Source organism: Streptacidiphilus neutrinimicus (assembly GCF_000787815.1).
In the GTDB taxonomy this organism is placed as follows: Bacteria; Actinomycetota; Actinomycetes; order Streptomycetales; family Streptomycetaceae; genus Streptacidiphilus; species Streptacidiphilus neutrinimicus.
Window position 1 is genome coordinate 71,308 of the sequence record NZ_BBPO01000020.1, and the last position, 25,470, is coordinate 96,777.

At 73.8% G+C, this 25,470-nt stretch carries 26 protein-coding genes; 11 read left to right on the top strand and 15 right to left on the bottom strand.

Annotation, left to right across the window (positions count from 1 at the left end; genetic code table 11):
- Positions 1-24: 24 nt before the first annotated feature.
- The 3 genes from TR48_RS15490 to TR48_RS15500 all read left to right on the top strand — a co-directional run bounded on the left by TR48_RS15490 (position 25) and on the right by TR48_RS15500 (position 2,975).
- Positions 25-1,005, top strand: a complete 981-nt coding sequence (locus TR48_RS15490) for an alpha/beta hydrolase (protein WP_042367293.1) — start codon at positions 25-27, stop codon at positions 1,003-1,005.
- 66 nt (positions 1,006-1,071) lie between these two features.
- Positions 1,072-1,788, top strand: coding sequence for an alpha/beta fold hydrolase (locus TR48_RS15495; protein ID WP_042367295.1), 717 nt, complete (start codon positions 1,072-1,074; stop codon positions 1,786-1,788).
- 335 nt (positions 1,789-2,123) lie between these two features.
- Complete coding sequence (locus TR48_RS15500) at positions 2,124-2,975, top strand: SAM-dependent methyltransferase (RefSeq protein WP_042367296.1); 852 nt, start codon at positions 2,124-2,126, stop codon at positions 2,973-2,975.
- 177 nt (positions 2,976-3,152) lie between these two features.
- Here the strand turns inward: TR48_RS15500 and TR48_RS15505 are convergent, their stop codons facing one another.
- From TR48_RS15505 to TR48_RS15530, 6 genes are all read right to left on the bottom strand, one after another.
- Positions 3,153-4,064 carry a hypothetical protein gene (locus TR48_RS15505; protein ID WP_042367298.1) on the bottom strand — a complete coding sequence of 304 codons (912 nt, stop codon included), beginning with the start codon at positions 4,062-4,064 and terminating at the stop codon, positions 3,153-3,155.
- Positions 4,065-4,168: 104 nt separating this feature from the next.
- Complete coding sequence (locus tag TR48_RS15510; protein WP_304941218.1) at positions 4,169-4,945, bottom strand: uracil-DNA glycosylase; 777 nt, start codon at positions 4,943-4,945, stop codon at positions 4,169-4,171.
- Positions 4,946-4,947: 2 nt separating this feature from the next.
- Positions 4,948-7,509 carry an ATP-dependent Clp protease ATP-binding subunit gene (locus tag TR48_RS15515; RefSeq protein ID WP_042367300.1) on the bottom strand — a complete coding sequence of 854 codons (2,562 nt, stop codon included), beginning with the start codon at positions 7,507-7,509 and terminating at the stop codon, positions 4,948-4,950.
- Between the two features lie 126 nt (positions 7,510-7,635).
- The gene (locus TR48_RS15520; protein WP_042367301.1) at positions 7,636-8,454 is read right to left on the bottom strand and encodes an isocitrate lyase/phosphoenolpyruvate mutase family protein; all 819 of its coding nucleotides are present in this window, start codon (positions 8,452-8,454) and stop codon (positions 7,636-7,638) included.
- A gap of 180 nt (positions 8,455-8,634) precedes the next feature.
- The gene (locus tag TR48_RS15525) at positions 8,635-8,835 is read right to left on the bottom strand and encodes a hypothetical protein (RefSeq protein ID WP_042367303.1); all 201 of its coding nucleotides are present in this window, start codon (positions 8,833-8,835) and stop codon (positions 8,635-8,637) included.
- Positions 8,836-8,984: 149 nt separating this feature from the next.
- Entirely contained in the window at positions 8,985-9,269 is a 285-nt protein-coding gene (locus tag TR48_RS15530) for a hypothetical protein (protein ID WP_042367305.1), read from the bottom strand.
- Positions 9,270-9,516: 247 nt separating this feature from the next.
- Between TR48_RS15530 and TR48_RS15535 the strand changes: the two genes are divergently transcribed.
- From TR48_RS15535 to hemC, 3 genes are all read left to right on the top strand, one after another.
- Complete coding sequence (locus tag TR48_RS15535; RefSeq protein WP_042367307.1) at positions 9,517-10,740, top strand: FAD-dependent monooxygenase; 1,224 nt, start codon at positions 9,517-9,519, stop codon at positions 10,738-10,740.
- A gap of 35 nt (positions 10,741-10,775) precedes the next feature.
- Positions 10,776-11,141: a DUF952 domain-containing protein gene (locus TR48_RS15540; protein WP_042367308.1), complete on the top strand. Its 366-nt coding sequence runs from the start codon at positions 10,776-10,778 to the stop codon at positions 11,139-11,141.
- Between the two features lie 97 nt (positions 11,142-11,238).
- A complete protein-coding gene (gene hemC, locus TR48_RS15545) occupies positions 11,239-12,168 on the top strand; it encodes a hydroxymethylbilane synthase (protein ID WP_042367312.1) in 930 nt (309 codons plus the stop codon).
- A 28-nt stretch (positions 12,169-12,196) separates the two neighbouring features.
- On the opposite strand, the gene TR48_RS15550 is transcribed toward hemC, so the two are convergent.
- Positions 12,197-12,454, bottom strand: coding sequence for a DUF2277 domain-containing protein (locus TR48_RS15550; RefSeq protein WP_042367316.1), 258 nt, complete (start codon positions 12,452-12,454; stop codon positions 12,197-12,199).
- 139 nt (positions 12,455-12,593) lie between these two features.
- Between TR48_RS15550 and TR48_RS15555 the strand changes: the two genes are divergently transcribed.
- Complete coding sequence (locus TR48_RS15555) at positions 12,594-12,785, top strand: hypothetical protein (RefSeq protein WP_042367319.1); 192 nt, start codon at positions 12,594-12,596, stop codon at positions 12,783-12,785.
- Positions 12,786-12,842: 57 nt separating this feature from the next.
- On the opposite strand, the gene TR48_RS15560 is transcribed toward TR48_RS15555, so the two are convergent.
- Positions 12,843-13,298 carry a Fur family transcriptional regulator gene (locus tag TR48_RS15560; RefSeq protein WP_042367322.1) on the bottom strand — a complete coding sequence of 152 codons (456 nt, stop codon included), beginning with the start codon at positions 13,296-13,298 and terminating at the stop codon, positions 12,843-12,845.
- Positions 13,299-13,423: 125 nt separating this feature from the next.
- On the opposite strand from TR48_RS15560, the gene katG reads away from it, so the two are divergent.
- Positions 13,424-15,649 (top strand): catalase/peroxidase HPI, encoded by a 2,226-nt coding sequence (katG, locus tag TR48_RS15565; protein ID WP_042367326.1) that lies wholly within the window; start codon positions 13,424-13,426, stop codon positions 15,647-15,649.
- Positions 15,650-15,738: 89 nt separating this feature from the next.
- Here the strand turns inward: katG and TR48_RS15570 are convergent, their stop codons facing one another.
- A complete protein-coding gene (locus TR48_RS15570; protein ID WP_084729457.1) occupies positions 15,739-16,581 on the bottom strand; it encodes an SAM-dependent methyltransferase in 843 nt (280 codons plus the stop codon).
- A 137-nt stretch (positions 16,582-16,718) separates the two neighbouring features.
- Positions 16,719-17,177, bottom strand: coding sequence for a GreA/GreB family elongation factor (locus TR48_RS15575; protein ID WP_042367384.1), 459 nt, complete (start codon positions 17,175-17,177; stop codon positions 16,719-16,721).
- A 155-nt stretch (positions 17,178-17,332) separates the two neighbouring features.
- Between TR48_RS15575 and TR48_RS46980 the strand changes: the two genes are divergently transcribed.
- The gene (locus TR48_RS46980) at positions 17,333-17,410 is read left to right on the top strand and encodes a hypothetical protein (RefSeq protein ID WP_500799094.1); all 78 of its coding nucleotides are present in this window, start codon (positions 17,333-17,335) and stop codon (positions 17,408-17,410) included.
- A gap of 150 nt (positions 17,411-17,560) precedes the next feature.
- On the opposite strand, the gene TR48_RS15580 is transcribed toward TR48_RS46980, so the two are convergent.
- Positions 17,561-18,139, bottom strand: coding sequence for a YbaK/EbsC family protein (locus TR48_RS15580; RefSeq protein WP_042367328.1), 579 nt, complete (start codon positions 18,137-18,139; stop codon positions 17,561-17,563).
- A gap of 172 nt (positions 18,140-18,311) precedes the next feature.
- On the opposite strand from TR48_RS15580, the gene TR48_RS15585 reads away from it, so the two are divergent.
- Positions 18,312-19,439 carry an NADH:flavin oxidoreductase gene (locus TR48_RS15585; protein WP_042367332.1) on the top strand — a complete coding sequence of 376 codons (1,128 nt, stop codon included), beginning with the start codon at positions 18,312-18,314 and terminating at the stop codon, positions 19,437-19,439.
- 24 nt (positions 19,440-19,463) lie between these two features.
- Here the strand turns inward: TR48_RS15585 and TR48_RS15590 are convergent, their stop codons facing one another.
- The 4 genes from TR48_RS15590 to TR48_RS15605 all read right to left on the bottom strand — a co-directional run bounded on the left by TR48_RS15590 (position 19,464) and on the right by TR48_RS15605 (position 23,047).
- A complete protein-coding gene (locus tag TR48_RS15590) occupies positions 19,464-20,858 on the bottom strand; it encodes an aldehyde dehydrogenase family protein (protein ID WP_042367333.1) in 1,395 nt (464 codons plus the stop codon).
- Positions 20,859-21,112: 254 nt separating this feature from the next.
- Positions 21,113-21,640 (bottom strand): hypothetical protein, encoded by a 528-nt coding sequence (locus tag TR48_RS46590; RefSeq protein ID WP_369405583.1) that lies wholly within the window; start codon positions 21,638-21,640, stop codon positions 21,113-21,115.
- A gap of 190 nt (positions 21,641-21,830) precedes the next feature.
- The gene (locus TR48_RS15600; protein WP_042367334.1) at positions 21,831-22,469 is read right to left on the bottom strand and encodes a hemerythrin domain-containing protein; all 639 of its coding nucleotides are present in this window, start codon (positions 22,467-22,469) and stop codon (positions 21,831-21,833) included.
- Positions 22,470-22,813: 344 nt separating this feature from the next.
- Positions 22,814-23,047, bottom strand: a complete 234-nt coding sequence (locus TR48_RS15605) for a hypothetical protein (RefSeq protein WP_042367335.1) — start codon at positions 23,045-23,047, stop codon at positions 22,814-22,816.
- Positions 23,048-23,797: 750 nt separating this feature from the next.
- On the opposite strand from TR48_RS15605, the gene TR48_RS15610 reads away from it, so the two are divergent.
- Positions 23,798-25,339, top strand: coding sequence for an FAD-binding oxidoreductase (locus tag TR48_RS15610; RefSeq protein ID WP_042367336.1), 1,542 nt, complete (start codon positions 23,798-23,800; stop codon positions 25,337-25,339).
- Positions 25,340-25,470: the final 131 nt, after the last annotated feature.

A 25,470-nucleotide genomic window follows, 5' to 3' on the forward strand; every position in this document is an offset into this window, starting at 1 on the left:
TCTCGGCCGAGCGGGGGTCCTGTCGTGGGTTTCGGTGCTGTTCCGCCCTTCGACCCGGAGTTGGGGGCCGTGCTGGCGGCCTTGGGCGCGCGGGCGCCCGAGCCGCTCACTCCGGAGGGGCTGGCGGACTGGCAGGCGCGGGACGCCGCCGCACGGCCCAGGCCGACCCTCCGGGAGCTGCGGGCCGACGGCCGGTTCGACATCGAGGAGCTGCGCGTGCCGGGCCCCGGAGGCGGGCCGCCGGTGACGCTCGTCAGCGCGCGGCCCGCCGGGCTCACCGGGCCGCTGCCGCTGCTCTACTACCTGCACGGCGGCGGGATGGTCACCGGCAACGCCTGGTCGGTGCTGCCGCGGGTGCTGCGCGAGTGGGCGCTCCCGCTCGGGCTCGCGGTGCTGTCCGTCGAGTACCGGCTCGCGCCGCGGGCGCGGTACCTCGAACCCGTCGAGGACTGCTTCGCGGGGCTGCTCTGGGCGGCCGAGCACGCGGACGAACTCAGGCTCGACCCGGCGCGGTTCGTCCTGGGGGGGAAGAGCGCGGGCGGCGGCCTGACCGCCGCGCTCGCGCTGCTGACCCGGGACCGGAGCGGCCCTAGGGCGATCGGCCAACTGCTGCTGAGCCCCATGCTGGACGACCGCAGCGACAGCTTCTCCGCCCACCAGATGGCGGGCGCCGACCCGTGGGACCGTGCCTCCAACGCGACCGCCTGGCAGGCCCTGCTGGGCGACCGTCACGGCGCGGCCGACGTGTCCCCGTACGCCGCGCCGGCCCGTGCCACGGACCTGGGCGGCCTGCCGCCGGCATACCTCGAGGTCGGATCGGCCGAGACCTTCCGGGACGAGGCCGTGGCCTACGCCGACGCGCTCTGGCGCGCGGGCGGGGACGCGGAGCTGCACGTCTGGCCCGGCGCCTTCCACGGGTTCGACACCGTCGCCCCGCAGGCGAGCCTCAGTCAGGACGCCCGCGAGGCCCGGCTTCGCTGGCTGCGGCGGGTCGTCAGCCGATGAACCGGGCGCTGTCAGTCGCGGCGGGTAGCTTCGGGCAGAAGACCGGAGGACCGGAGGAGGAGGACGATGGCGACGTTCACGCTCGTTCCCGGCGCGGACGGCCGCGCCTGGTTCTGGCACCGGCTGGTGCCCGAGCTACGGGCGCGCGGCCACGAGGCGATCATCATGGACCTCCCCAGCGAGGCCTCGGCCGGGCTGGACGAGATCGCCGACGCCGTCGTCGCGGCGGTCACGGCGGCAGGCGGAGAGGGCGCCGGCCGCGGGCTCGAGCCGCTGGTCCTGGTCGCCCAGTCCCTCGCGGGCTTCTCCGCTCCCCTGGTCTGCGAGCGGCTGCCCGTGCCGGTCGCCGAGCTGGTGCTGCTCAACGCGATGGTCCCGGTACCCGGGGAGACGGCCGGTCAGTGGTGGGAGAACACCGGGCAGGCCAAGGCGCGGTCGGACCTCGCGGAGGCCACCGGCCGCGGGCGGGTCCCTGCTTTCGACGTGCGCACGGACTTCTTCCACGACGTCCCGCCGGAGGTGACGAAGGAGGCCCTCTCCGGCGGCGCCTCCGCGCCGCCGGAGGCGTTGTTCGGGCAGCCGTGGCCGCTGGCCACGTGGCCGGACGTGCCGACCCGCTTTCTCCAGGGGCGCGAGGACCGCTTCTTCCCGCTGGAGTTCCAGCGCCGCGTGGTGCGCGAACGCCTGGGCCTGGACGTCGAGGAGATCCCAGGCGGCCATCTCGCCGCGCTCAGCCGCCCCCGCGAGCTGGCGGACCACCTGCTGCGGTCCCCTCACCTCTGACGCGCCGACCACGGTGCGCGTCGGCTCCACCGGTGCGTGCGGCGGCACGTGCGTGCCAGGACCAGCCAGGCGCCCGCAAGGAGCGGGCGGCTCCTCGGGGGGCCCGCCGCCTGCTGCGCGGCCGCGGCATCGGCCGGATGTCGGGGACCCTGGACGACTGCCTCACCCGCCTGGGCCTGAAGTCCCCCGCCTGCCGGGGAACGGCCGACCGGTGACGTCGCGTCGTTGTCCAAGTGAACCGTTCGTCGACGCATCCGAGTTCGAGGCGCGTAGGGTGGTTCGGGGATGCACCGTACGCGCACGGCGCGACGGGGACGGGGAACGGGGGCTCAGGGATGGGACGACAGGCCGCCTGGCCGGGGGACGACGGAAAACGCGCGCCCTCCGCCGCGCTCGAACTGGACAGACCGCACCCGGCGCGGATCTACAACTACCTGATCGGCGGCAAGGACCACTTCGCCGTCGACCGTGAGGCCGCACACACCTTGCAGCGTCTGGTCCCGGAGAGCCGGGACGCGATGCGGCTCAACCGTGCGTTCCTCGGCCGCGCCGTCCGCGACGCGGCCGAGGCCGGGATCTCCCGGTTCCTGGACGTGGGCACCGGGATCCCGGCGCCGGGCAACACCCACGAGATCGCCCTCGACGTCCGCCCTGACGCCCGGGTCGTCTACGTCGACCGCGACCCGCTGGTGGTCACCCACGCCCGCGCGCTCGCCGCGCACCCCGGAGTGGCCGCCACGGCGGTGCTCCAGGCGGACCTGCGCGACCCGGACGCGATCCTCGCCGCGCCGCCGGTCGCGGAGCTGACGGGCTCCGGCGAGCCGGTGGCGCTGGTGCTGGGCGCGGTGCTGCACTTCCTGGAGGACCCGGACGAGCCGCACGCGGCCGTGCGCCGACTGTTGGAGCCGCTGGCGCCGGGCAGCAGGCTGATCGTCAGCCATGTCTGCCACGAGTCGCGGTGGGTCGACGACGCGGACCGCGAGCGGGCCGTCGAGGTCACCGCGCTCTACCGGGAGACGGTCGACCGGCTCGCCCCGCGCGGGGCGGACGCCATCGAGGCGTTCTTCGCCGGTCTGGACCTGCTGCCGCCCGGCCTGGTCCCGTGCGCGGCCTGGGGCGCGGATGCGTCGGTCGGCGAGCTGCGCGCCACGCGCGGCTTCCTGGCCGGCGTCGCCGTCAAGCGCTGAGCGGCCGGGCGCGTCCCGGCGGTCGGCGGGCGCGTCCGGACAGCCGCGTGGTGCCGAACCTTACGGTGCGGCCCCACGCGGTAGTGGGGGCCCACTTTGACGCGACGTCAGGCACGCGGCGGCGCGGGCGGGTTGTCCTGGGGCCCGGCCTTCGGCGCGCCGGGGGGGCGGCCCGTACTACGTCGGGCGGTAGGCCACGTCCTCCTGCGTCGGCGTGGGCTGCTGGACGGGCCCCGCCTGCGGGGGAACGGGCGGCGGGGCGTAGCCCGGCGCGGGCTGCGCACCGGGCTGCGGCGCCGGACCCGGCTGCGGCACCGGACCGGGTTGCGGCTGGCCCTGCTGCTGGTGCGGCATCGGCTGCGCGGGGTAGCCCGGCTGCGGCTGACCGGGCTGACCCGGCTGCGGCTGACCGGGCTGACCCGGCTGCACGGAGTAGCCGGGCACTGGCTGCTGCGGGTAGGGCTGGACCGGTCCGGGCTGCTGCGGGAAGGGCTGCCCCGGTGCGGGCATCCGCGCCTGACCCGCCATCGGACCGACGGGCATCGGCCGCGGACCCGCGTGCGCGTTGCCGCGCGAGGTCGCCAGCATGGCCAGCAGCGTGCCGACGGCGATGAGCAGCTCGACGATCATGATGAGGTAGAACCAGAGGTTGTGGCCCAGGGTGAACGCGTGGCGCCCGTCGGAGGTCCGCAGCGCGTCCAGCAGCGAGGTGGCCGTCGGGTAGCCGTTCAGCGCCATGGTGACCCCGATGGCCGCCCGTCCCCAGGTACGGCCGCCCAGCGAGCCGAGGATCCCGGCGCCCAGCACCGCGCAGGTCGCGACGTCACCGGCCGTGAACTGGGTCGGCGCGTCGATCCAGTGGTCCCCGAGCCCGAACAGGTTCAGCAGGGCGTCCAGGTGGCCCGGCGCGTCGACCAGCGTGAGCAGCAGGAGCAGAGCCTCCATCAGCAGCATCGCCCCGGCGCCGACCACGGCGACCGCGGCCTTTCCGCCGCCGGCCTGCCCCGCGCCGGACGGACCGGCTCCGCCACGCGGCGGCTGCGGCGCCGGCACCGGGCCGCCGATCGGACCGCTTGGGTTGAACGACATCGGTGAACTCTCCCCTTCCGTGCGCACATCCCCGTGGTGCGCCACCGGTCGAGGGTATCGGGCGGGTCGGGGACGGGCGGCCCGCCCCCGGACGCCGCGGCGGCTCAGGCCCCGTCGTGACCGTGCAGCGCGCCGCCCGCCGACTCCCAGGCCTCGGCGATGACTTCGCGCAGCATGGCGGGGGTGAGCCGACCGGTGAAGGTGTTCTGCTGACTGACGTGGTAGCAGCCGAACAGTGTCAACGCCTGCACGTCGCCTGCGGGTTCGACGGGCGGCAGCACCACGCGCACGCCGTGTCCGAACACCGGACGCGGCCGTGGCACGGCCCAGCCGGAGGCGGCCAGCACGGGCAGCACGGCCTGCCAGCCGAAGGCGCCGAGGGCGACGACCGCGCGCACCGTCGGCCGGAGCAGGGCCAGTTCGCGCGTCAGCCAGGGGCGGCAGGTGTCGCGTTCGTGCGTCGTCGGCCGGTTGTCGGGCGGGGCGCAGTGCACCGGGGCGGTGAACCGCACACCGTGCAGCAGCAGCCCGTCGTCGCGGCTGACGGAGGTGGGCTGGGAGGCCAGGCCGAGATCGTGCAGGGCGGCCACGAGGACGTCGCCCGAGCGGTCGCCGGTGAACATCCGGCCGGTGCGGTTGCCGCCGTGCGCGGCCGGGGCCAGGCCCACCAGCAGCAGCGACGCGTCGGCCGGCCCGAAGCCCGGCACGGGCAGCGCCCAGTAGTCGTGGTCGGCGAAGGAACGCCGCCGGACCCGGCCCGCCTCCTCGCGCCACGCGACCAGGCGCGGGCAGGCGTAGCAGCGGCTGACGGCAGCGTCGAGCCCCGCGAGGTCCCGCGCCTTCGGCGCCTCCTCGCGGGGCTCGGTCACCCGGTCCGGCAGGCTCACCCTTGCGCGGACTCCTCGGGCTTCCCGGCGGTCTCGGGAGCGGCCTGCGCCGCGGTGTCGGTCGCCGCGGCGGCCGCGTCGGGCTTCCTCACCTTGCAGACCAGGGCGTCGCCCTGCACGTCCGCGACGATCGTGTCGCCCGGGGAGGCCTCGCCGCCGAGCAGCAGCGAGGCGATGCGGTTGTCCAGCTCGGACTGGATGGTGCGGCGCAGCGGGCGCGCGCCGAACTCCGGCTGGTGCCCGTGCGCGACCAGCAGGTCGCGGGCGGCCTGGGTGACCTCCAACTGCATGCCCTGCGACTGCACCCGCCGCTCGCTGCGCCGCAGCAGCAGGTCCACGATGTTGTTCAGCTCCTCCTTGGTGAGGGCGTGGAAGATGATCGTGTCGTCGATGCGGTTGAGGAACTCCGGCGGGAAGTGGCCCTGCAGATCCGCCATCAACTGCTCGCGGATGCTGTCGGTGTCGCCGTGGTGGGCCAGGATCCGGTGGGCCCCGATGTTGCTGGTGAGAATGACGACGGTGTGGCGGAAGTCGACGGTGCGGCCCTGGGCGTCCGTCAGCCGGCCGTCGTCGAGCACCTGCAGCAGGGCGTTGAAGACGTCGGGGTGGGCCTTCTCGACCTCGTCGAAGAGCAGCACGCTGTAGGGCTTGCGGCGGACCTTCTCGGTCAGCTGGCCCGCCTCCTCGTACCCGACGTACCCGGGAGGCGCGCCGACCAGGCGGGAGACGGTGTGCTTCTCCTGGAACTCGCTCATGTCGAAGCGGATCAGCCGGTCCTCGTCACCGAAGAGCAGCTCGGCCAGCGCCTTGGCCAGCTCCGTCTTGCCGACGCCCGTCGGTCCGAGGAAGAGGAACGAGCCCACCGGGCGGTTCGGGTCGCCCATGCCCGCCCGGTTGCGGCGCACCGCCTCGGAGATGGCGACGACCGCCTCGTCCTGGCCGACGACCCGAGCGTGCAGCTCCTGCTCCAGCTTGAGCAGCTTGGCCTTCTCGTCCTGGGTCAGCTGGGTGACGGGGATGCCGGTGCGGCGCGAGACCACCTCGGCGATGTCGTCGACCGTCACCGCCATCACGCCCTCCCGGCGCTCGGCGATGCCCGCCAACTCGCCCTCCGCCTGGGCGAGCTGCTCCTTCAGCCCCTTCGCCGCCTCGAAGTCCTCGGCGGCGATGGCCTGGTCCTTCTCCCGCCTCAGCTTGGCGATCCGGTCCTGGCGGTCACCCGCCTCCGTCGAGCGGCTCAGCGACTTGATCCGCACCCGGGCGCCCGCCTGGTCCATCAGGTCGATGGCCTTGTCCGGCAGGAACCGGTCGGAGATGTAGCGGTCGGAGAGCTCGGCGGCGGCGCGCAGCGCCTCGTCGGTGAACCGCACCTGGTGGTGGGCCTCGTAGGCGTCACGCAGGCCCTGGAGGATCTGCACCGTCTCCTCGACGCTCGGCTCCGGGATCAGCACCGGCTGGAAGCGCCGCTCAAGGGCGGCGTCCTTCTCGATGTACTTGCGGTACTCGTCGATCGTCGTCGCGCCGATGACGTGCAGCTCGCCGCGGGAGAGCGCGGGCTTGAGCATGTTGCCCGCGTCCATGGCCCCCTCGCCCCCGGCGCCCGCGCCGACGACGGTGTGCAGCTCGTCGATGAACAGGACGAGGGAGTCGGTCGACTCCTGGACCTCGTCGATGACGTTTTTCAGCCGCTCCTCGAACTCGCCGCGGTACTTGGCCCCGGCGACCATGCCGGCCAGGTCGAGCGAGACGACGCGCTTGCCGCGCAGGGTCTCCGGCACCTCGTCGGCGACGATGCGCTGCGCCAGCCCCTCGACGATCGCGGTCTTGCCGACGCCCGGCTCGCCGATGAGCACCGGGTTGTTCTTCGACCGGCGGGAGAGGATCTCGATGGTCTGCTCGATCTCCTCGGCCCGCCCGACGACCGGGTCGAGCTTTCCGGCCTTCGCCTCCTCGGTGAGGTCGCGGCCGTACTCGTCGAGCGTGGGGGTGTCCGTCCCGGGCTTCGACGACGCGCGTTCACCGGCCGCGGCCCGGTCCGAATCTCCGCGCAGCCGCTCGACGTCGACACCGCCGGTGCCGAGGAGGCGGCCCGCGCCGGAGTCCGGGTCGTCCAGCAGCGCACCAAGGATGTGCTCGGGCCCGATGTAGGAGCCGCCGCCGGCCTGCGAGCGCGCGTGCGCGGCGATGAGCACGCGCTTCGCGGCGGGCGTCAGGCTCGGCTCGGCGGACGGCGTCCCCGCGACCCCCGGCAGCATCTTGTCGATCGCCTGCGCGAGGGCGTCGGGATCGACACCGGCCTGGGCGAGCAGCGAGCGCGCCGGCTCGACCAGGCAGGCCGCCCACAGCAGGTGCTCGGTGTCCAGGTCCTCGCTGCCGTCCTCGGCGGCCTTCTGCTGGGCCCGCCCGATCAGCTCACGCGCGGACTCGGTCAGCAGCTTGCCGATCGGCACCCGCTGGACCGCGGGCGGCGAGGAGGCGGGAGACATTCCGAAGAAGCGGTTGAGCAGATCGGAGAACGGGTCTTGACCACCGTAGGAGCCGAAGGTGGACATCGACATGAAAGTACAGCCTCCTCACCCCCGAGTCGGCATGACGGCTCCATTCAACCCCGGAATCCCGGGGCGCACATGTGCAACCGGGCGCGCTGCACCCATCCAGGGGCGAGGCGGAGCGAGCTCAGGCGATCACGAGAAGAGCCTGTTCAGCTCGACCCAGCCCAGATCGGCCTTGGTGGCGCTCGCCGTGCCCTGTCCGAGGATCTCGCGCGCCGCCTTGTCCGTCAGGGCGTAGGCCGCCTCCGCGATCGACGCGCCCGCGCTGATCCGGGCCGCGCCCGCCGCCGCCAGGGCCGGGACCGGGAGGGTGTCCGCGGCCACCGTCACGTTCAGCGGCAGCGTGACCTCCTTGGCCAGCGCGGCCACCGCCTCCGCGCTCAGGGCGCCGAAGACGAAGACGCCGCTCGCGCCCGCCGCCGCGTACGCCGCCGCGCGCGCGACCGTCTCCTCGTGGTGGCGGCCGCGCTGCTCGGCCGGGAGACGGTGGGTGTCGATGCGGGCGTTGATGAACAGCGGCATGCCGAGCGCCTCGGCCGCCTCGCGTGCGGCGGCGATCCGGGCGGCGTTCTCGTCGACCGGCCCGAGCGAGTCCTCGATGTTGACGCCCACGACACCGGCCTCGACGACGGCGCGGATCGTCTCCGCGAGCCCTGGCGGGTCCTCGGCGTAACCGCGCTCGATGTCCGCCGTCACCGGGACGGAGACGGCCTGGACGATGCGTGCGGCCGCGGCGACGCCCGCCTCACGGGTCAGCCGGCCGCCGTCCGCCGCGCCGAGCGACCAGGCGAGCCCGGCGCTGGTGGTGGCGACCGCCGCCGCGCCCGCGGCCTCGACGATGCGCGCGGACGCGACGTCCCACGCGTTGGGCAGCACCAGCGGGCGACCGGGCTGGTGAAGCGAGTGGAAGTGCCGGGCCTTCGCGACGAGTTCGACGTCAACCTTGGTCATGCGTTCATCCCATCACACGCCGCCGACAACGAGGGGCTCTGTCCGGAACCCGCGAGGCCGGGAGCCCGCGGGCGTCGCCCGTGCCGCAGGCCCCGCACCGCACCGGCCCGGCCGCGCGGGGCGCGGTCGGGCCGGCAGGCAGGTCACGCGGCCCCCGGGTCAACCCGGAGCCGCCGCAGATCAGTTGTGGCCGAAGCGCTTCTCCTTCTTGCGCGAGTGGCGCATCGGCATGTCGCCGGAGGCGTCCATCGGTTCCATGCCCGCTGTCTGCTGACCGGCCTTCATGTCCGCGAGCATCGCCTTGTCGTGCGTCTGCGCGCGGCTCGGGGTGTGAGCCGCCGACTGCTTCTGCTTGCGGGGCTGGTTCTTGACCTTCGTCATGATGTTCTCTCCCGAAGGGGGGTGAGGCGCCGTGCCCGGGGGTCCGGGCGGGACTCTCGGCGCACGCCTTCACCCTGACAGCGCCGGTCCACGATCGCATCTCGAACGGTCACGGAACGTGACCGCAGCGGGTGGCGCCGTCCGGGAATTCACCGCCCGCTGAGGGCCGAGTGCTGTTCCGCGCCGCGGTGCCGGTGCCCCGGCACGATGTCGTGCGCGGCGGCCATGCGGGAGCCGGACCACTGCGTACGGCGGTCGCCCGCGGCGTGGTGGGCGAAGGCGGGGGCCATGGGACCGGCGTCGGCGCGGCCGCCCACGCCCGGCATGGGCTGGGGCATCCCCGCCACGGTGTCGGCCGACGTGCCGGTCATGCCGGTCCTGCGCAGCAGGTCCTCCGCGCTCCGGCGCAGCTTCCTGGACTGACGAGCGGCCATCGCGGCTCTCCTCTCCGCGCGCCTGCCGCGCGCTTCGTGCTCGCGCCTGCCGCCGCCCCGGTCCGGACGGGAGCCGGAGCGGTGTCTGCCCAAGTCTAGTGAGGTCGGGGTGCTTTCGTCCCGACGGGCGAACGGCCGCCGCGGACGGCGCGGTCACGCCATACTCGCCGTGGTACTGGGTACTCGGCGTGAACGAACGGACACGGGTGGATACCCGTGGACATCCGGCGGACCTCCAGGGGGGCGTGTGCACGGGGAGCGGGTGGCGGTCGTCGGCGGGAGCATCGCGGGCTGCGCGGCGGCGCGGGCGCTGCGACGGGCGGGCGCGGGCGAGGTCGTCGTGCTGGAGCGCGCCTCCGGCCGGCTCCAGGACCGGGGCGTGGGCCTGGCGATCCAGAACGAGCGCTACGCCGAGTTGGAGGCCGCCGGCTATCTGGACGCGCGGATGCCGTGGGTGCCGCTGGCGCGACGCCCCTGGGTGGTCCGGGACGGCGCGCGCCGTGAGGGGCGCGAGATCGCCTCGATGCCCTTCCCCTTCCGCTCGTACAGCTGGGGCTCACTCTGGCAGGAGCTGCGCCGACGGCTGCCGGACGAGGTCGACTACCGCGACGGCGTGTCCGTGCGCGCCGTCACGGACGGCCTCGACGGAGCCGTGGTGCACCTCGCCGACGGGGCCGAGGAGCGGTTCGACCTGGTCGTCGGCGCGGACGGTCACCGCTCCGCGGTCCGCGCCGCGATGCTGCCGCCGGGCTCCTCCGCCGCGCCGGCCTGGGGCGGCTACCTCGCCTGGCGCGGGACCCTCGCCGCCGGGCAACTCCCCTGTCCTTCCCGGGCGTTCCCCGAGGACGCGGCCACCACCGTGGCCTTCCCCGGCGGCCACATGATCTCCTACCGCATTCCCGGCGCTCCGGGCGGCGACGGCGGCGTCCAGGTCAACTGGGTCTTCTACGCCACCCCGCCGCCGCCCCTCGCCGAGGAGCTGGCCGATCCCGACGCGAGCCCCTCGGCCGAGCTGACGAGCGCGCTGACCGATTATCAGCTCGATCTGGTGGAGCGGCACTTCCCCGGCTACTGGCGTGACGTCGTGCACGGCACACCGAAGGAGGCCCGGCTCCTCCAGCCGATCCACGACGCGGCCGCGCCCCGCTTCGCCCACGGCCGCCTGGTGCTGCTCGGCGACGCCGCGGCCATCGCCCGTCCGCACACCGGCAGCGGCGCGCTCAAGGCGCTCCAGGACGCGACCGTCCTGGGCCGGGCGCTGCGCGAGCAGGACTCCCTCCCCGCCGCCCTCGCCGCGTACGACGCGGAGCGCGCCCCCGTCGGCCGCGCGATCCTCGCACTCGGCCGCAGCCTGGGCCGCGCCCACGTCCAGCACACGCCCGACTGGGCCTCGATGGACCAGCGGTCCTTCGAGGCGTGGTGGCAGGAGAACCAGGGCGCGGGCGTCGGCGGCCGTCCCCTCGGGTCGTAGGGCGCGGCGCGCACCGCTCGTGCTGGAATGGGGCCATGATCTACCACGTCGTTCCCCTCGCCGACTGGGACGCCGCGCCCGGCGGCGCCTACGCCCCGGCGTCCCTGGCGGACGAGGGCTTCGTCCACTGCTCGCCCGACGTCGCGACCACCCTCGCCGTCGCCGATGCGTTCTACCGCGACGCCCCGAGGCCGCTGCTGGCCCTCGTCGTCGACGAGTCCCGCCTCACGGCGAAGTGCGTCTTCGAGGCCGCCGCCCCCGCCCCGCCGCCAGGCGTCGCCGCGGGCACGCTCTTCCCCCACGTCTTCGGCCCGATCAACCGCGACGCGGTCACCGAGATCCTCCAGGTCGCCCGGGACGCCGGAAACCACGCGACGGGCCTGACAAACCGCGGATCATAGCCGAATCGCCCTCGGTGAGGGCGCGACCGCACGGCCTCGGCGCGGTTGAGCTGAGGGTTTCCGGCACAACGGATCTGACGGAGTATCGTCTCGTGCCATGCCCCAGGTGATCCGGATCGTGACGCGTTCCTCCCCCATGGCTCTCGCGCAGGTGGAGCGGGTGCGCTCGCTGCTGGCCGAGCGGCATCCGCGGCTGGTGACCGAGGTCGTGCCCGTCACCACGTCCGGGGACCGGTGGCTCGGCGCGCTGTCCGCGCTCGGCGGGAAGGGGGCGTTCACCAAGGAGGTGGACGCCGCGCTGCTCGCGGGCGAGGCGGACCTGGCCGTGCACTGCCTGAAGGACATGCCGGGCGACCGGCCGCTGCCCGAGGGCACGGCCGTGGCCGCGTACCTGCCGCGTGACGACATCCGCGACGCCGTCGTCCAGCCGCGCGGCCTGCGGCTCGACCAGTTGCCCGCCGGAGCGCGGATCGGCACCAGCTCGGTCCGCCGCAGCGCCCAACTGGCCGCCGCCTACCCGGAGCTGGAGTGCGTGCCGATCCGTGGCAACGCGAACTCGCGACTGGCCAAGCTCGACGCGGGCGAGTACGACGCGCTGCTGCTGGCCGTCTCCGGCCTGGAGCGGATCGGGCAGCCGGAGCGGATCACCGAGGTGCTGGAGCCGGACGCGATGTGCCCGCCGATCGGCGCGGGCATCCTCGCCCTGCAGTGCCGCGCCGACGACGGCGCGACGGTCGACGCGGTCGCCGCGCTGAACCACGCGCCGACGTGGCGCGAGGCCGCGGCGGAGCGGATGATGCTGCACGCGCTGCAGGGGCACTGCAACTCGCCCATCGCCGGCTACGCGCGGGCCGAGCAGGACGGACGTCTCTCCCTGCGGGCGCGCGTCTTCACTCCCGACGGCAAGCGCGTGCTGGAGGCGCACGAATGGGCGGGCGCGCTCTCGCCGGAGGAGCTCGGCATGGCCACCGCGCTGGCGCTGCTGCGCCAGGGCGCGCGGGAGATGATCGACGAGATCCCGCACTGACCCGGCACGGGCCCCGCCGGCGACCGCGTCAGGCGGAGACCGTCTCCGGAGCGTGCTCGCTCCCATGGGCGTGCGCGTGCGCGCCCCGGACGACGAGGGAGTCCAGCAGCTCGCGCGTCGCGTCGGCGACGGCCTCCACGGCCGCGTCGAACGCCTCGCGGTTGTGCGCCGCGGGCGCGCGGAACCCGGACACCTTGCGCACGTACTGAAGCGCGGCCGCCTGGATGTCGGCCTCCTGCGGGTGGGGGGTGACCGGGGCCCGGAGCGTCTTGATCGATCGGCACATGGCTCCAGCGTAGGTCCACACGACAGGCCCTGGGGCCGTCGCGGTGGAGCGGGGGGCGGATGCGCGGTGCGGGCGGGATGCCGGGGGTCTACAGTGCTGGGAAAGAGCAAATCTGTTGATACAGGGCAGGAGGTTCCAGATGTCCCAGCCCGAGGGCGACGACGAGCGACCCACGCCGGACCGGTTGCTCCACACCGGAGCGGAACACCCGGTCGACCCGGAGGACCTGGTCCGCGCCAGCGGTCGCGAACCCACCCCCGCACTGATCGAGAAGGCCCGCAGGGCCCTGGAGGAGCAAGGCGCCGCCGCGGTCGAGCGCCTGCTGCCCTGACTGCCCGCTGCCCTGACTCCGCAAGCCTGATCCGACCCGCGCACCGCGCCGGTCGGGTCAGGCTTCGGCGTCTGTGAGGGCGGAGGCCGCCCCGGCGGAGCCAGCCGCGCAGTCGGGGCAGAGGCCCCGGTAGGTGACGGCGACGCGCGAGACGGTGAACCCGTAGCGCTCGGCCGTCGGCAGCCCCACGAGCGGGTCGACGGAGGGGTGGACGTCGCGGATCGTGCCGCAGGAGTCGCAGACCAGGTGCTGATGGGCGTGGTGGGCGTTCGGGTCGTAGCGCTTGGCACGTCCGTCCGTGCTCACCTCGAGCACCTCACCGATAGCGACGAGCTCGCCCAGCGTGTTGTAGACCGTCGCCCGGCTGATCTCGGGGAGCAGTGCCGCGGCGCGCGCGTGGATCTCCTCGGCGGTGAAGTGGACGTGGTCGCCGTCCAACACCTGCGCGACGACGCGCCGCTGCGCGGTGAGCCGCCAACGGCGCGCTCTGAGTCGTGCCAGCAGGTCGCTCATGTCAGCGAGAGTACCAGGCAGATCGGACGATGTTCGAGATTAGTGCGCCTGTTGACTTAGACAGTGTCTAAGGTAGGGTCGAAATCCGGTGCCGGAAACCCTCCCCTAGCCCCGCAAGGATGGCCATGTCTGAGAACCTTGACGCCAACGTCGACGCGAATGCGGGGGGCGCGGGCGGCTGCCCCGTCGCGCACGGGCGCGCGCCCCACCCGACGCAGGGCGGCGGAAACCGTCAGTGGTGGCCGCAGCAGCTGAACCTGAAGATCCTCGCCAAGAACCCGGCCGTGGCGAACCCGCTGGGCGGGGGCTTCGACTACGCGGCCGCGTTCTCGACGCTGGATCTGGCGGCCGTCAAGCGGGACATCGGCGAGGTGCTGACCACCTCGCAGGACTGGTGGCCGGCCGACTTCGGCAACTACGGCCCGTTCATCATCCGCATGGCCTGGCACTCCGCGGGCACCTACCGCATCAGCGACGGCCGCGGCGGCGCGGGCGCGGGCCAGCAGCGCTTCGCCCCGCTCAACTCCTGGCCCGACAACGCCAACCTGGACAAGGCCCGTCGGCTGCTGTGGCCGGTGAAGAAGAAGTACGGCAAGTCCCTGTCCTGGGCCGACCTGATGATCCTGGCCGGCAACGTGGCCCTGGAGGACATGGGCTTCACGACGTTCGGCTTCGCCGGCGGCCGCGCCGACGTGTGGGAGCCGGACGAGGACGTGTACTGGGGCCCGGAGACCACCTGGCTCGGCGACGAGCGCTACACCGGCGACCGTGAGCTCGAGGAGCCCCTGGGCGCGGTCCAGATGGGCCTGATCTACGTCAACCCCGAGGGCCCCAACGGCAACCCGGACCCGATCGCCGCCGCCCGCGACATCCGCGAGACCTTCCGTCGCATGGCCATGAACGACGAGGAGACCGTCGCCCTCATCGCGGGCGGCCACACCTTCGGCAAGACCCACGGCGCGGGCCCGGCCGACAACGTCGGCCCCGACCCCGAGGGCGCGCCGCTGGAGGAGCAGGGCCTCGGCTGGAAGTCCTCCTACGGCACCGGCAAGGGCGGCGACACGATCACCTCCGGCCTCGAGGGCACCTGGACCAACACCCCCACCACCTGGGACAACAGCTTCTTCGAGATCCTCTTCGGCTACGAGTGGGAGCTGTTCAAGTCCCCCGCCGGCGCCCACCAGTGGCGTCCGAAGGACAACGCGGGCGCCGGGACCGTGCCGGACGCGCACGACGCGTCGAAGTCGCACCAGCCGGTCATGCTGACGACGGACCTCTCCCTGCGCTTCGACCCGGCCTACGAGCCGATCTCGCGCCGCTTCCTGGAGGACCCGGCCGCGTTCGCCGACGCCTTCGCGCGCGCCTGGTTCAAGCTGACCCACCGTGACATGGGCCCGATCGCCCGCTACCTCGGCCCCGAGGTCCCGGCCGAGGAGCTGCTCTGGCAGGACCCGGTCTCCGCGGACACCCGCTCGCACCTGGACCCGGCCGACGTCACCAAGCTCAAGGCGAAGATCGCCGAGGCGGGCCTGTCCGTCGCGCAGCTGGTCTCCACCGCCTGGGCCTCCGCCTCGACCTTCCGCGGCAGCGACAAGCGCGGCGGCGCCAACGGCGCCCGCATCCGCCTTCAGCCCCAGGCCGGCTGGGAGGTGAACGACCCGGACCAGCTCGCCCAGGTGCTGCGCACCCTCGAGGGCGTGCAGCAGGCGTTCAACGCCGAGCTGACCGGTGGCAAGCAGGTCTCCCTCGCCGACGTGATCGTGCTGGCCGGCGGTGTCGGCGTCGAGCAGGGCGCGAAGGCCGCCGGTGTCACCGTCGAGGTGCCGTTCACGCCGGGCCGCGGCGACGCGACCCAGGAGCAGACGGACGTCGAGTCCTTCGCCGCGCTGGAGCCGACCGCCGACGGCTTCCGCAACTACCTCGGCAAGGCCAACCGCCTCCCGGCCGAGTACCTGCTGCTGGACAAGGCCAACCTGCTCAACCTGTCCGCCCCGGAGCTGACCGTCCTGGTCGGCGGCCTGCGCGTGCTGGGCGCCAACCAGGGTCAGTCCTCGCTGGGCGTGTTGACCGACCGGCCGGGCGCGCTGACGAACGACTTCTTCGTCAACCTGCTCGACCTGGACACCACCTGGGCCCCGGTTGCGGCCGACGCCGGCACCTTCGAGGCCCGTGACGCCTCCGGCCAGGTCAAGTGGACCGGCTCCCGCGCCGACCTGGTCTTCGGCTCCAACTCCGAGCTGCGCGCCGTGGCCGAGGTCTACGCGAGCGACGACGCGCAGGCCGCGTTCGTGGCCGACTTCGTCGCCGCCTGGACCAAGGTCATGGAGCTGGACCGCTACGACGTGCGCTGATCCCCTCGCCTGAACGACGGTGCGGGCCGGCCCTCGTGGGCCGGCCCGCACCGTCGTTGTCGCGCGCTTCGTGGCGCGCACGCCATGGATCAGTCGATCCGGGCGACGGCCGCGATCGGGGCGCCGGTGTTGTCCGGCTCGTTCTCGTCCGCACGCCACTTGTAGTAGGAGACCAGGCCGGGCTCCAGCAGCGTGTACGGCGCGAGCCAGTCCGCGACGGCGGCGGGCGAGTGGAGCACCAGCGGGGAGGAGGCGTGGGCGTAGATCGCCTCGGCCTTCTCGATCTCGTCCTGGTCGAGCCGACCGGCGCTGGCGATCGACAGGGCGAGGTGGCTGCCCGGAGCGAGGCGCTCGGTGTACGCGCGGATCATCGCGGCCGGGTCCTCCTCGCGGCGGACGAAGTGCATCACCGATATCAGCAGCAGCCCGACGGGCTGCGAGAAGTCGATCGTCCCGGCCGCCGCCACGCGGTCGAGGATCTCCTGCGGTCGGCGCATGTCGGCGTCCAGCGCGTACACGCCCGTCTCGGCGCGCAGCGCGCGGGTGTGCGCGAGCACGACGGGGTCGTTGTCGACGTAGACGATGCGGGCGTCCGGCTGGTGCGCGCGCACGATCTCGTGCACGTTGGGGCTGGTGGGGATGCCCGCGCCGACGTCGATGAACTGGCGGATGCCGCTCTGGGCCAGCAGTTCCACGGCCCGCACCAGGAAGCGCCGGTTGGCCTGCGCGATGGAGCGCGCGGTCGGCTGTGCGGTCAGCAGGTGCTCGGCGGCGGCACGGTCGGCGGCGAAGTTGTCCTTGCCCCCGATGAGGTAGTCGTAGATGCGGGCGGTGCTCGGCACGTTCGGGTCGAAACCGCCGATGCCGACGGTGCTCCCGTCGCCGTCGCCCGCCTCGGCTCTGCCGCCCGGTCCCCGGTCCGCCTCGGACATCCGTCGCCCACCCCTTGCGCTTCGTGATGACAGTCGATCAACTTCGCAGCGCAGTCTAGAGGACGTCCGATGTTCAGGTGTACGACCGTTCGACTCAACCGGCCGCCGCCCCGGCTGCCGCCCCGGCCACGGCCGGCTCAGCCGAGGGAGACGACGGTGGCCTCGGCGCGGCCCTGCGGGGTGTCGTACTCCACGACGTCGCCGGCCCGGCGACCGAGCAGGGCGCGGCCGAGCGGGCTGTCTGCCGTGACCAGGGTGCGGTCGAGCTCCTCGGCGACCTCGCCGATCTCGACGCGCTCGACCGTGCCGTCGGCGAAGCGCACGGACACGGTGCTGCCGACACCCACCACGTCGGCGTCGGGCGGGCCGGCGATGGTCGCCTGCTTCAGCCGCAGCGTCAGCGCCTCGATGCGGTCGTCGAGCCGGGACAGCTCCTCCGCGCGCTGAAGCTCGTCGGCCTGGTCGGCCCGGTCTCCGGTGGAGTCGGTGTCGTGCAGGGTCCCGGCGACTGCGGCCCGCTCCGCGCGCAGCTGGACCAGATCGCGCTCGATCGCCTCGCGCGCCCTCGCGCTGATCGGCTCCACCTCACCGGCCATGGTCTCCTCCTCGACGCCCTCGGCGCTTGCGACGACGCGCACGGCGTCCCACCACTCAAACCCCGCCGTGGGAGGCCCGCAACCGGGCGCGCAGGTGCCGGGCCGGTGCCACTGTGCCAGCGTGGAACAGGGGCACCGCACCGAGAGGAGTGGCCATGTCGTCCAAACGGCGTCGCAGGAAGAAGCAGCGCAGGAAGCACGGCGCGAACCACGGCAAGCGCCCCTGCTGCTGAGCAGGCCGGGTCCGGACCACCGGACCGCTCGGCCCGGCCGCCCGTTTTCCCCCGGGCGGGCGGGCCGAACGGCTGTATTCGGGCCGTTGCCTGCCTTCGCGCCGTTGCGCGTCTTCGGGCCGTCGCGTGGCGTCAGGCCGTCGCGTGGCGTCAGGCTGTCGCCGCCGGCGTGGCGAGGCCCGGCAGCACCTCCGCGCCGGGGAGGCGGGCGACCGCCCAGCCCGGCAGGATCAGCTTGCCGCGCCGCGCGCCGCTGCCGACCAGCACGGACGGCGCGGCGGCCACGGCCTCGTCGACCAGCAGCGGCCACTCGGGGGGCAGCCCCAGCGGGGTGATGCCGCCGTACTCCATCCCCGTGCCGGCGACGGCCGCGTCCATCGGCGCGAACGAGGCCTTGCGCGCGCCGAGGCGCTTGCGGACGGCCTGGTTGACGTCCAGACGGGTGGTGGCCAGGACCAGACAGCCGACCATGGTCGTCTCCCCGCCGCGCTTGGCCGCGACGACCACGCAGTTGGCCGAGAGCTCCGGAGGGGCCTCGTAGGTCGCACAGAAGACGGCGGTGTCCGCCTTCTCTGGGTCGGTGTCCACCCACAGCACGGACCGGGCCGCCTCCCGGTCCGTCCAGTCGCGCAGGGCGGCGGCGACGGGCGAGACGAGATCGGCTGACGCGTCGAGCGCGAGCCGGACGGTGGGGAACTTCCCGAAGGGGGCCTGTACCTGGTCGCTCACGGGTCGACTCTAGCGACCACGGCGACGGGCCCGACCGCCGGGGCCGCCCCGAATGTGACGGGGATCACGGCCCAGCATGACCGAGCGGTGAAATGGACGGCGGCCGTCCGCGGTTGTCACGCTTGCACGAAATACTTGCCCACATCAAATGTCCGGCACCTTGAGGAACCATATGACCACCGTTGCGTCCTCCGCCTCCCGCGCGGCCGAGATCCTGTCCCGGCCCGTCACCCTGAACGGTCTGACCGTCCCCAACCGCATCGCGATGGCGCCGATGACGCGCATGTTCTCCCCGGGCGGCGTCCCGGGCGAGGACGTCCGGTCCTACTACGCGCGCCGCGCCGCGGCGGGCGTCGGTCTGATCGTCACCGAGGGCACCTACGTGGGCCACGACTCCGCGGGCCAGAGCGACCGGGTGCCGCGCTTCCACGGCGAGGAGCAGCTAGCCGGCTGGGCGCGGGTCGCCGACGCGGTGCACGCCGCGGGCGGCACGATCGTGCCGCAGCTGTGGCACATCGGGATGGTGCGCAAGCAGGGCCAGCCGCCGTTCGCCGAGGCCCCCGCGGTCGGCCCCTCCGGGCTGCGCATCGACGGCACCGAGGGCACCGGCAACGCGATGACGCAGCAGGACCTGGACGACGTCATCGGCGCGTTCGCCGAGGCGGCGGCCGCCGCCGAGCGCGCCGGCTTCGACGGCGTCGAACTCCACGGCGCCCACGGCTACCTCGTCGACCAGTTCCTGTGGGCGGGCACCAACCGCCGTACCGACGCCTACGGCGGCGACCCGGTCTCCCGCACCAAGTTCGCCGCCGAGATCGCCGCCGCGGTCCGGGCGAACGTCTCCGCGGACTTCCCGGTGATCTTCCGCTTCTCGCAGTGGAAGCAGGAGGCCTACGACGCCCGGCTCGCGGAGACCCCCGAGCAGCTGGAGGCGATCCTCGCCCCGCTCGCCGCCGCGGGCGTCGACGCGTTCCACGCCTCCACCCGCCGCTACTGGCTCCCGGAGTTCGAGGGCTCGGACCTCAACCTGGCCGGCTGGACCAAGAAGCTGACCGGCAAGCCGACCATCACCGTCGGCTCGGTCGGCCTCGACGGCGACTTCATCGGCGCCTTCATGGGCGAGGGCTCGCCGGTGCAGGGCATCGACAACCTCCTCGACCGCATGGAGCGCGAGGAGTTCGACATGGTCGCCGTCGGCCGCGCGCTGCTCCAGGACCCGGAGTGGGCCGCCAAGGTCCTCGCCGGCCGCTTCGACGAGCTCAAGCCCTACGACGCGGCGTCGCTCAAGTCCCTGAGCTGACCCCGACCGGCGGCGCGGCCGGCCTCACTCCGCCGCGTACCAGAGCGTGGTCGGGTTGGTGAACTCCCGGATGCCCAACCCGTCCAGCTCCCGGCCGTAGCCGGAGCGCTTGACGCCGCCGAACGGGAAAGCGGGGTGCGAGGCGGTCATCCCGTTGAAGAAGACGCCCCCGGCCTGCAGGTCCCGGGCGAGCACCTCCTGCTCGCCCGGGTCGCGGGTCCACGCGTTCGAACTCAGCCCATAGGGCGTGTCGTTGGCGAGCGCGATCGCCGCGGCCAGGTCCGGCACCCGGTAGAGCGTGGCCACCGGGCCGAAGCACTCCTCGTGGTGCAGCCGCATGGCGGGGTCGATGTCGGTGATCACCGTCGGCTCGTAGTACCAGCCCTCGGTCTGCTCCGGCGGCCGCTGCCCGCCGCACAGGACCCGCGCGCCCTTGCCGCGTGCGTCCTCGACCTGCTCCTCCAGGTCCGTTCGGCCCTGCTCGGTGGCCAACGGGCCCACGTCGGTGTGCTCCTGCATCGGGTCGCCGACCCGCAGCGCACGCATGCCGTCGACGAAGGCGCGCGTGAACGCGTCGAAGACTTCCTCGTGGACGATGAACCGCTTGGCGGCGATGCAGGACTGACCGTTGTTCTGGACCCGTGCCCGCACCGCGACCTGGGCGGCCGCGGCGACGTCGGCGGAGGGCAGCACCAGGAACGGGTCGCTGCCGCCGAGTTCCAGTACGCACTTCTTCAACTGCTCGCCCGCGACCGTCGCGACGGCCTGACCCGCGCCCTCGCTGCCGGTGAGCGTGACCGCCGCGACCCGGTCGTCGCGGATCACGTCGGCGACCTGCCCGGACGAGATGAGCAGGGTCTGGAAGCAGCCGGGCTCGTAACCCGCCTCGCTGAAAAGCTCCTGGAGGTACATCGCGGTGCGCGGCACGTTCGAGGCGTGCTTGAGCAGCAGCACGTCACCGGCCATCAACGCGGGCGCGGCGGCTCGGATCACCTGCCACAGCGGGAAGTTCCACGGCATGACGGCCAACACCGGCCCCAGCGGCCGGAAGCGGACGCGCACCGACGCGGCCCCGCTGTCGGTGACGTCCGCGTCCTCGGGGATCTGGTCGGCGAGCAGACCGGGCGCATGGTCGGCGAACCAGCGCATCGACTTGGCGCACTTGTCCGCCTCGGCGCGGGCCTGCGCCAGCGGCTTGCCCATCTCGGTCACCAGCGTGCGGGCCACCTCCTCCCGGTCGGCGGTCAGCTTGTCGGCGGCGCGGCGCAGAAGCTCGGAACGGTGGTCGAAAGCGGTGGTCCGATAGCGCTCGAAGGTCTCGGCCGCGAGTCGCAGCCGCTCCTCGACACCCTGCGCGTCCAGCGCCGGGAAGGTCGCCAACGTCCGGCCGGTGGCCGGATCGACGGTCGCGATCGTCATGACGGTCCCCTCACTACTGTCCTGTCCGCGGATCTCTCCTCCGCGGACGTCTTCTCCGCGGACTCATCCGTGGCTGCGGTGACTTGCCGACCTCCTTGACTCTCGGCCAGGACGCGCCCGTCTGCAACCGGCCGGACGGCCCTGATCGCGGCGGGACCCGCGGGTGTCGGGCGCGGGCGCGGGCCCGGCAGACGAGCGGACGGCCACCGCGCTGTGGGGCGCGGGGGCCGTCCGCTCGGTGTGGCGACGCCGGCTCAGTGCCCGAACAGGTGCATGTGGCGGCGCGGCCGGCCGGAGGTGGTCGTCGTCTCGGCAGGGGCCGTGGTCGTCGTGGTGGAACCGGTCCCGGTGTCGGCGGGCTCGGTGGCGGTGTCCGCCGCCTGGCCGGACCGAGTCGTCCCGGCCTCGGTCATCCGCGGCTGGGCCACTGGCTGTGGGGTCGTCCCGCGCTCCGTCAGGGGCGCCGGCACCGGCGCGCCGGTGCCGTTCGGGGTGGTCGGGACCGCGTCACCGGTCCTGCCGTGGCGCGCGTGGCGTGCCTCGCGCAGCCGCAGCCGACGGCGCCTGGCCAGCACTCCGCCCGTCCCGGTCATGGCCAGCCCGAGGCAGAAGATCAGCGCCAGAGCGAGGCCGGAAAGGAAGATCTCCAGGCTGTTCATCGTGGCGATGGTGTTGCCGAGGACCGTCACGTGGTACTCCGGCCCACCCGACAGGTTGTCCGCGATCACGAGGCCGGTGAACGCCGCGGTGGCGGCGATCAGCAACAGGCCGAGCAGCAGCATACGAGGGCTCCTTCCTCGTCGTGCGCGTCATGGTTCCCCATGCGTCTGACCCGTCCGGCCCGGGGCAAACGTCTGGGCCGGACGGGTCAGACAGGTCGTTCAAGAGGTGAGGAAGCAGGAAGTGAGCCGCCCAAGAGGTGAGGAAGCAGGAAGTGAGCCGCCGCATTCGCGGGGGTGTGCCAGCGGTGGGTCAGTGCGGGCGCAGGGCTCCCCACCCGCCGGCAGGGGTGAACCGGTCGTGCATGCGCTCCCGGAAGCTCTTCTCACCAGGTGCGTAGTGGTCCTCCGGCGGACGGACACCGGGCGGCGCCTGCGGGGTGGTACGGCCGCGCAGGCGGAGCTCCCGGGCCCGCGCCCCGAGCTCGTCGAGCTCGGCCTGCGCGACCGTGGCCCGGAGGGCCGGGAACACCCGCGCCTCCTCCCAAGACATGTGGCCGGTCATGTGCTCGTTCAGCACGGCGAACTCGCGGGTGAAGTCCGGGTCCTTCGCCTTCAGCAGCCCGAGCGCGTGCAGGGCCGCCTCGGCCCGCACGTGGTCGTCGTGGGCCACGCGGGACACCGCCCCGTCCGCGCCCTCGGGGAGCCGCGCCATGAGCGGGTACAGGAGCTCGTCCTCGATCACGCCGTGCCGCACGATCACGGGCGAGACCCTGTCCATCTGCGCTTTCCGCTCAGGGTCGCCGATCGGGATCCCCAGCATGCCGCCGAGGAGCAGCCGGATCTTCTCGTGCTCGGCGTCGAGCTGGTCCAGCAGGTCCCCGCTGTCGACATGGCCGCCCCGCCAGCCGATCGAGCCGGACCAGTCCAGTCGGTAATGCGTGTCAGTCATCGGTTCCGCCCTCGTTCCTCGGCCCCGACGCCGTCGTGCGCACCCCCGCCACGACGGTCTCCCGGCGCGCGTCTGCCTTCCAGCCTCCGCCTTTCCGGCCCCGCGCGCACCCGATGTCTCCGGCCGGGACAGCCGCGCCCGGCTCGGGGCCCCTCAGCTGCGGATTTCGACGACGCGCGCCCACAAGGGCGGCGGGTCGGGCCGGTAGGCGGATTCCTCGTCGTGGCGTTGCCGGGGGAAGAGGCCGATCACCGTGCGGCTCTTCATCGCTCCGGAGGCTAGCGCCGCCCCGGGCGTCGTCTCCACCGGTTTTTCTCCCGGGGCCGCGGGTGCCCGGCGGGGCCTTACCGGTCGTGGGGACCGCCGATGCGGCGTTCGGCGGTGTGTTTGGCGACGAAGACGCCGACTGCGACGAGGCCCACGCAGGCGACGACGATGCGGGAGGCGTCGGTCAGGCTGTCGAACTTGAGCACCAGTGCGAGGAAGCTGAGCACGGCCGTCACGCCTGCGACGACCGCGACGAGGTCCCAGGCCGCGCGGCGGAGCACCACGGGCGCGGTGCGGTGGTGACTGTTCACGGGTTCCCTCCGTTCGAATGCCGCCGGCGGCGGCCGTCCAGCTCGACTCGGTCCACCGGTCGCCTGCCCCGCCGCTCGCCGGACATGCACCCGTCGACCACGAACTCCGTTGCCCTGTCACGCCGTTGTCGGCCGGGCCGGCCACGTGTAGTCACGCAGGAACCGGTGGGCCCGGTTCCCGTACCGCCCGTGGGGGCGGACCCGTCAGCCGGGCGTCGGGGAGGGCGCGCAGTCCGCTGCCCGGAGTGCTGCCCATCGCCACGACGAGACTGCCGCGGTGCGGGCCCGACCGGGTCGCAAGCCGGGCGGAGCACTCGCTGCCCTGCTCACCGACCTGACCGGCGCCGCCCGGATCGAGTTCCGACCAGGCCGACGCGCCGTCCGGCTCACCCCGGCCGGCCGCGCCGCACTGACGCAGACGCTCGGCCCGCGGCCGTCCTGGGCGGAGGCCCGGCAGCCCGCCTGGGCCGTGCGGGTCCCTGGAGCCCCGTGGGAACCGCGGAGCGGGTTCGTGGCGTCGGTGCGAGCGGAGCGGCTGTGCATGACACCGGGTCATGCCACTGCGGGGAAGCGGCTCCTGTGGTCCCCCCGCTCTCCTGACCGTCCGCAATGTCGCACGCCGGTAGGTCGAACGTGTACTCCCGTGTGCCGAACGGGGGAGCGCGACGCGCCACGAGCGGGGGAGCGGGTACGGATCGCGGCGACGACACCCGCACGGCGCGCCCCGACCACCCGAAAGAAGGCACACGCATGACGGTCGACCGACGGAGCTTCCTCGCCGCGCTGGGCGCGGGCGGGGCGGCGGTGCTGGCAGGGGCCCACCAAGCGGCGGCGCTCGGCGGCGGCATGCTGCGCACCGGCGCGGCGACATCGGTCGACGCGTGGCCGACCCGCGCCCGCGTCCAGGCCCACATGCCGCCCGACTGGCGGAAGCTGCGTGCGCGGCTGGGCAGCCGCCTGGTGCTGCCCGGCGATCCGGGCTACCCCGTCTACCGGCTCGGCTTCAACGAGCTGAACGACGGTCATCGGCCCGCCGCCATCGCCCGATGCGCCTCGGCCGCCGACGTTCAGGCCTGCCTCGACGTCGCCCGCGGGCACGGCATCCCGATCGCCGCGCGCAGTGGCGGTCACAGCTACCTCGGGTACTGCATCCCGAACGGCGGGCTGGTGATCGACCTGCGCCTGATGGCCCAGGTCCGGGTGCACCCCGACGGCACCGCCGAGGTGGGCGCCGGCGCCCGGCTGATCGAGGTCTACGCGGCCCTCGCCCGGGCGGGCAGGCTGCTGCCCGCCGGCTCCTGCCCGTCCGTCGGCGTCAGCGGACTGACGCTGGGCGGCGGCATCGGCGTGCTGACCCGCAAGTACGGCCTGACCTGCGACCGGCTGGCCGAGGCCGAGGTGGTCACGGCCGACGCGCGGCTGCTCACCGCCTCGCCCGGCTCCGAGCCCGATCTGTACTGGGCGCTGCGCGGCGGTGGCGGCGGCAACTTCGGCGTGGTCTCGCAGTTCACCTTCAAGACCGAGCCCGCCCCCGGACTGACGGTCTTCTCGCTCGGCTTCCCCAAGGGCTCCGCCCCCGCGATCATCGGGGCCTGGCAGGAGTGGATCGCCAAGGCGCCGTTCGAGCTGTGGGCGAGCTGTCAGGTCGCCGGCGGCAACCCGCCCACCCCGCGCCTGGTCGGCTGCTACGTGGGCGGCGAGACCGCCGCGAACCGGCTGCTGGACCGGCTGATCGCCGCCGCGGGCGTGCGGCCGAGCTCGCGCAGCGTGCAGCCGAAGAGCTACCTGGACGCGATGAAGTACATGGCCGGTTGCTCCAACGACACGCTCGCCGAGTGCCACCCGGTCTCGGAGGGCGGCCGCCTCCCCCGCGAGTCCTTCGTCGCGGTCTCCCGGATGCTGGGCCCGCGTCCGCTCGACGCCGGGCGCGTCACCGAGCTGATGCACGGGCACGCGGGCGTGGACCTGCTGCTCGACTCGCTCGGCGGGGCCGTCTCCCAGCTGCGGCCCGACGCGACCGCCTTCCCCCACCGCTCGTCGCTCGCCAGCGCCCAGATCTACGCGAGCGCCACCCCCGCGAACAGGAACGCGGTGACCCGCACCGTCGACGGGATCCGCGACGGTCTGGCCCGGCTGGGCGCGCGCGGCGCGTACGTCAACTACATCGACGCCGGCCTGCCCGACTGGGGCCACGCGTACTACGGCGCCAACCTCCCCCGCCTGAAGTCGGTGGCGCGCCGCTACGACCCCGACCGCGTCTTCGCCTTCCGCCAGAACGTGGCCTTCGCCTGAGGCGGCGGGCCCGGCCGCCCCGCTCTTCGGTGAACCGTCCACGTCGGTGAACCGCCCACGTCGGTGAACGTCCTCGTCGGTGAACCGGCGCTCGGGCGCAGGCGTAGGAGGAGCAGAAGCTCTGGACGTTG

Bases quoted from the DNA above. Each gene is read 5' to 3' on its own strand.
- TR48_RS15495 (WP_042367295.1), top strand. From the start codon at position 1,072: ATGGCGACGTTCACGCTCGTTCCCGGCGCGGACGGCCGCGCCTGGTTC.
- TR48_RS15500 (WP_042367296.1), top strand. From the start codon at position 2,124: ATGGGACGACAGGCCGCCTGGCCGGGGGACGACGGAAAACGCGCGCCC.
- TR48_RS15505 (WP_042367298.1), bottom strand. From the start codon at position 4,064: ATGTCGTTCAACCCAAGCGGTCCGATCGGCGGCCCGGTGCCGGCGCCG.
- TR48_RS15515 (WP_042367300.1), bottom strand. From the start codon at position 7,509: ATGTCGATGTCCACCTTCGGCTCCTACGGTGGTCAAGACCCGTTCTCC.
- TR48_RS15520 (WP_042367301.1), bottom strand. From the start codon at position 8,454: ATGACCAAGGTTGACGTCGAACTCGTCGCGAAGGCCCGGCACTTCCAC.
- TR48_RS15525 (WP_042367303.1), bottom strand. From the start codon at position 8,835: ATGACGAAGGTCAAGAACCAGCCCCGCAAGCAGAAGCAGTCGGCGGCT.
- TR48_RS15530 (WP_042367305.1), bottom strand. From the start codon at position 9,269: ATGGCCGCTCGTCAGTCCAGGAAGCTGCGCCGGAGCGCGGAGGACCTG.
- TR48_RS15540 (WP_042367308.1), top strand. From the start codon at position 10,776: ATGATCTACCACGTCGTTCCCCTCGCCGACTGGGACGCCGCGCCCGGC.
- hemC (WP_042367312.1), top strand. From the start codon at position 11,239: ATGCCCCAGGTGATCCGGATCGTGACGCGTTCCTCCCCCATGGCTCTC.
- TR48_RS15550 (WP_042367316.1), bottom strand. From the start codon at position 12,454: ATGTGCCGATCGATCAAGACGCTCCGGGCCCCGGTCACCCCCCACCCG.
- TR48_RS15555 (WP_042367319.1), top strand. From the start codon at position 12,594: ATGTCCCAGCCCGAGGGCGACGACGAGCGACCCACGCCGGACCGGTTG.
- TR48_RS15560 (WP_042367322.1), bottom strand. From the start codon at position 13,298: ATGAGCGACCTGCTGGCACGACTCAGAGCGCGCCGTTGGCGGCTCACC.
- katG (WP_042367326.1), top strand. From the start codon at position 13,424: ATGTCTGAGAACCTTGACGCCAACGTCGACGCGAATGCGGGGGGCGCG.
- TR48_RS15570 (WP_084729457.1), bottom strand. From the start codon at position 16,581: ATGTCCGAGGCGGACCGGGGACCGGGCGGCAGAGCCGAGGCGGGCGAC.
- TR48_RS15575 (WP_042367384.1), bottom strand. From the start codon at position 17,177: ATGGCCGGTGAGGTGGAGCCGATCAGCGCGAGGGCGCGCGAGGCGATC.
- TR48_RS46980 (WP_500799094.1), top strand. From the start codon at position 17,333: ATGTCGTCCAAACGGCGTCGCAGGAAGAAGCAGCGCAGGAAGCACGGC.
- TR48_RS15585 (WP_042367332.1), top strand. From the start codon at position 18,312: ATGACCACCGTTGCGTCCTCCGCCTCCCGCGCGGCCGAGATCCTGTCC.
- TR48_RS15590 (WP_042367333.1), bottom strand. From the start codon at position 20,858: ATGACGATCGCGACCGTCGATCCGGCCACCGGCCGGACGTTGGCGACC.
- TR48_RS46590 (WP_369405583.1), bottom strand. From the start codon at position 21,640: ATGCTGCTGCTCGGCCTGTTGCTGATCGCCGCCACCGCGGCGTTCACC.
- TR48_RS15600 (WP_042367334.1), bottom strand. From the start codon at position 22,469: ATGACTGACACGCATTACCGACTGGACTGGTCCGGCTCGATCGGCTGG.
- TR48_RS15610 (WP_042367336.1), top strand. From the start codon at position 23,798: ATGACGGTCGACCGACGGAGCTTCCTCGCCGCGCTGGGCGCGGGCGGG.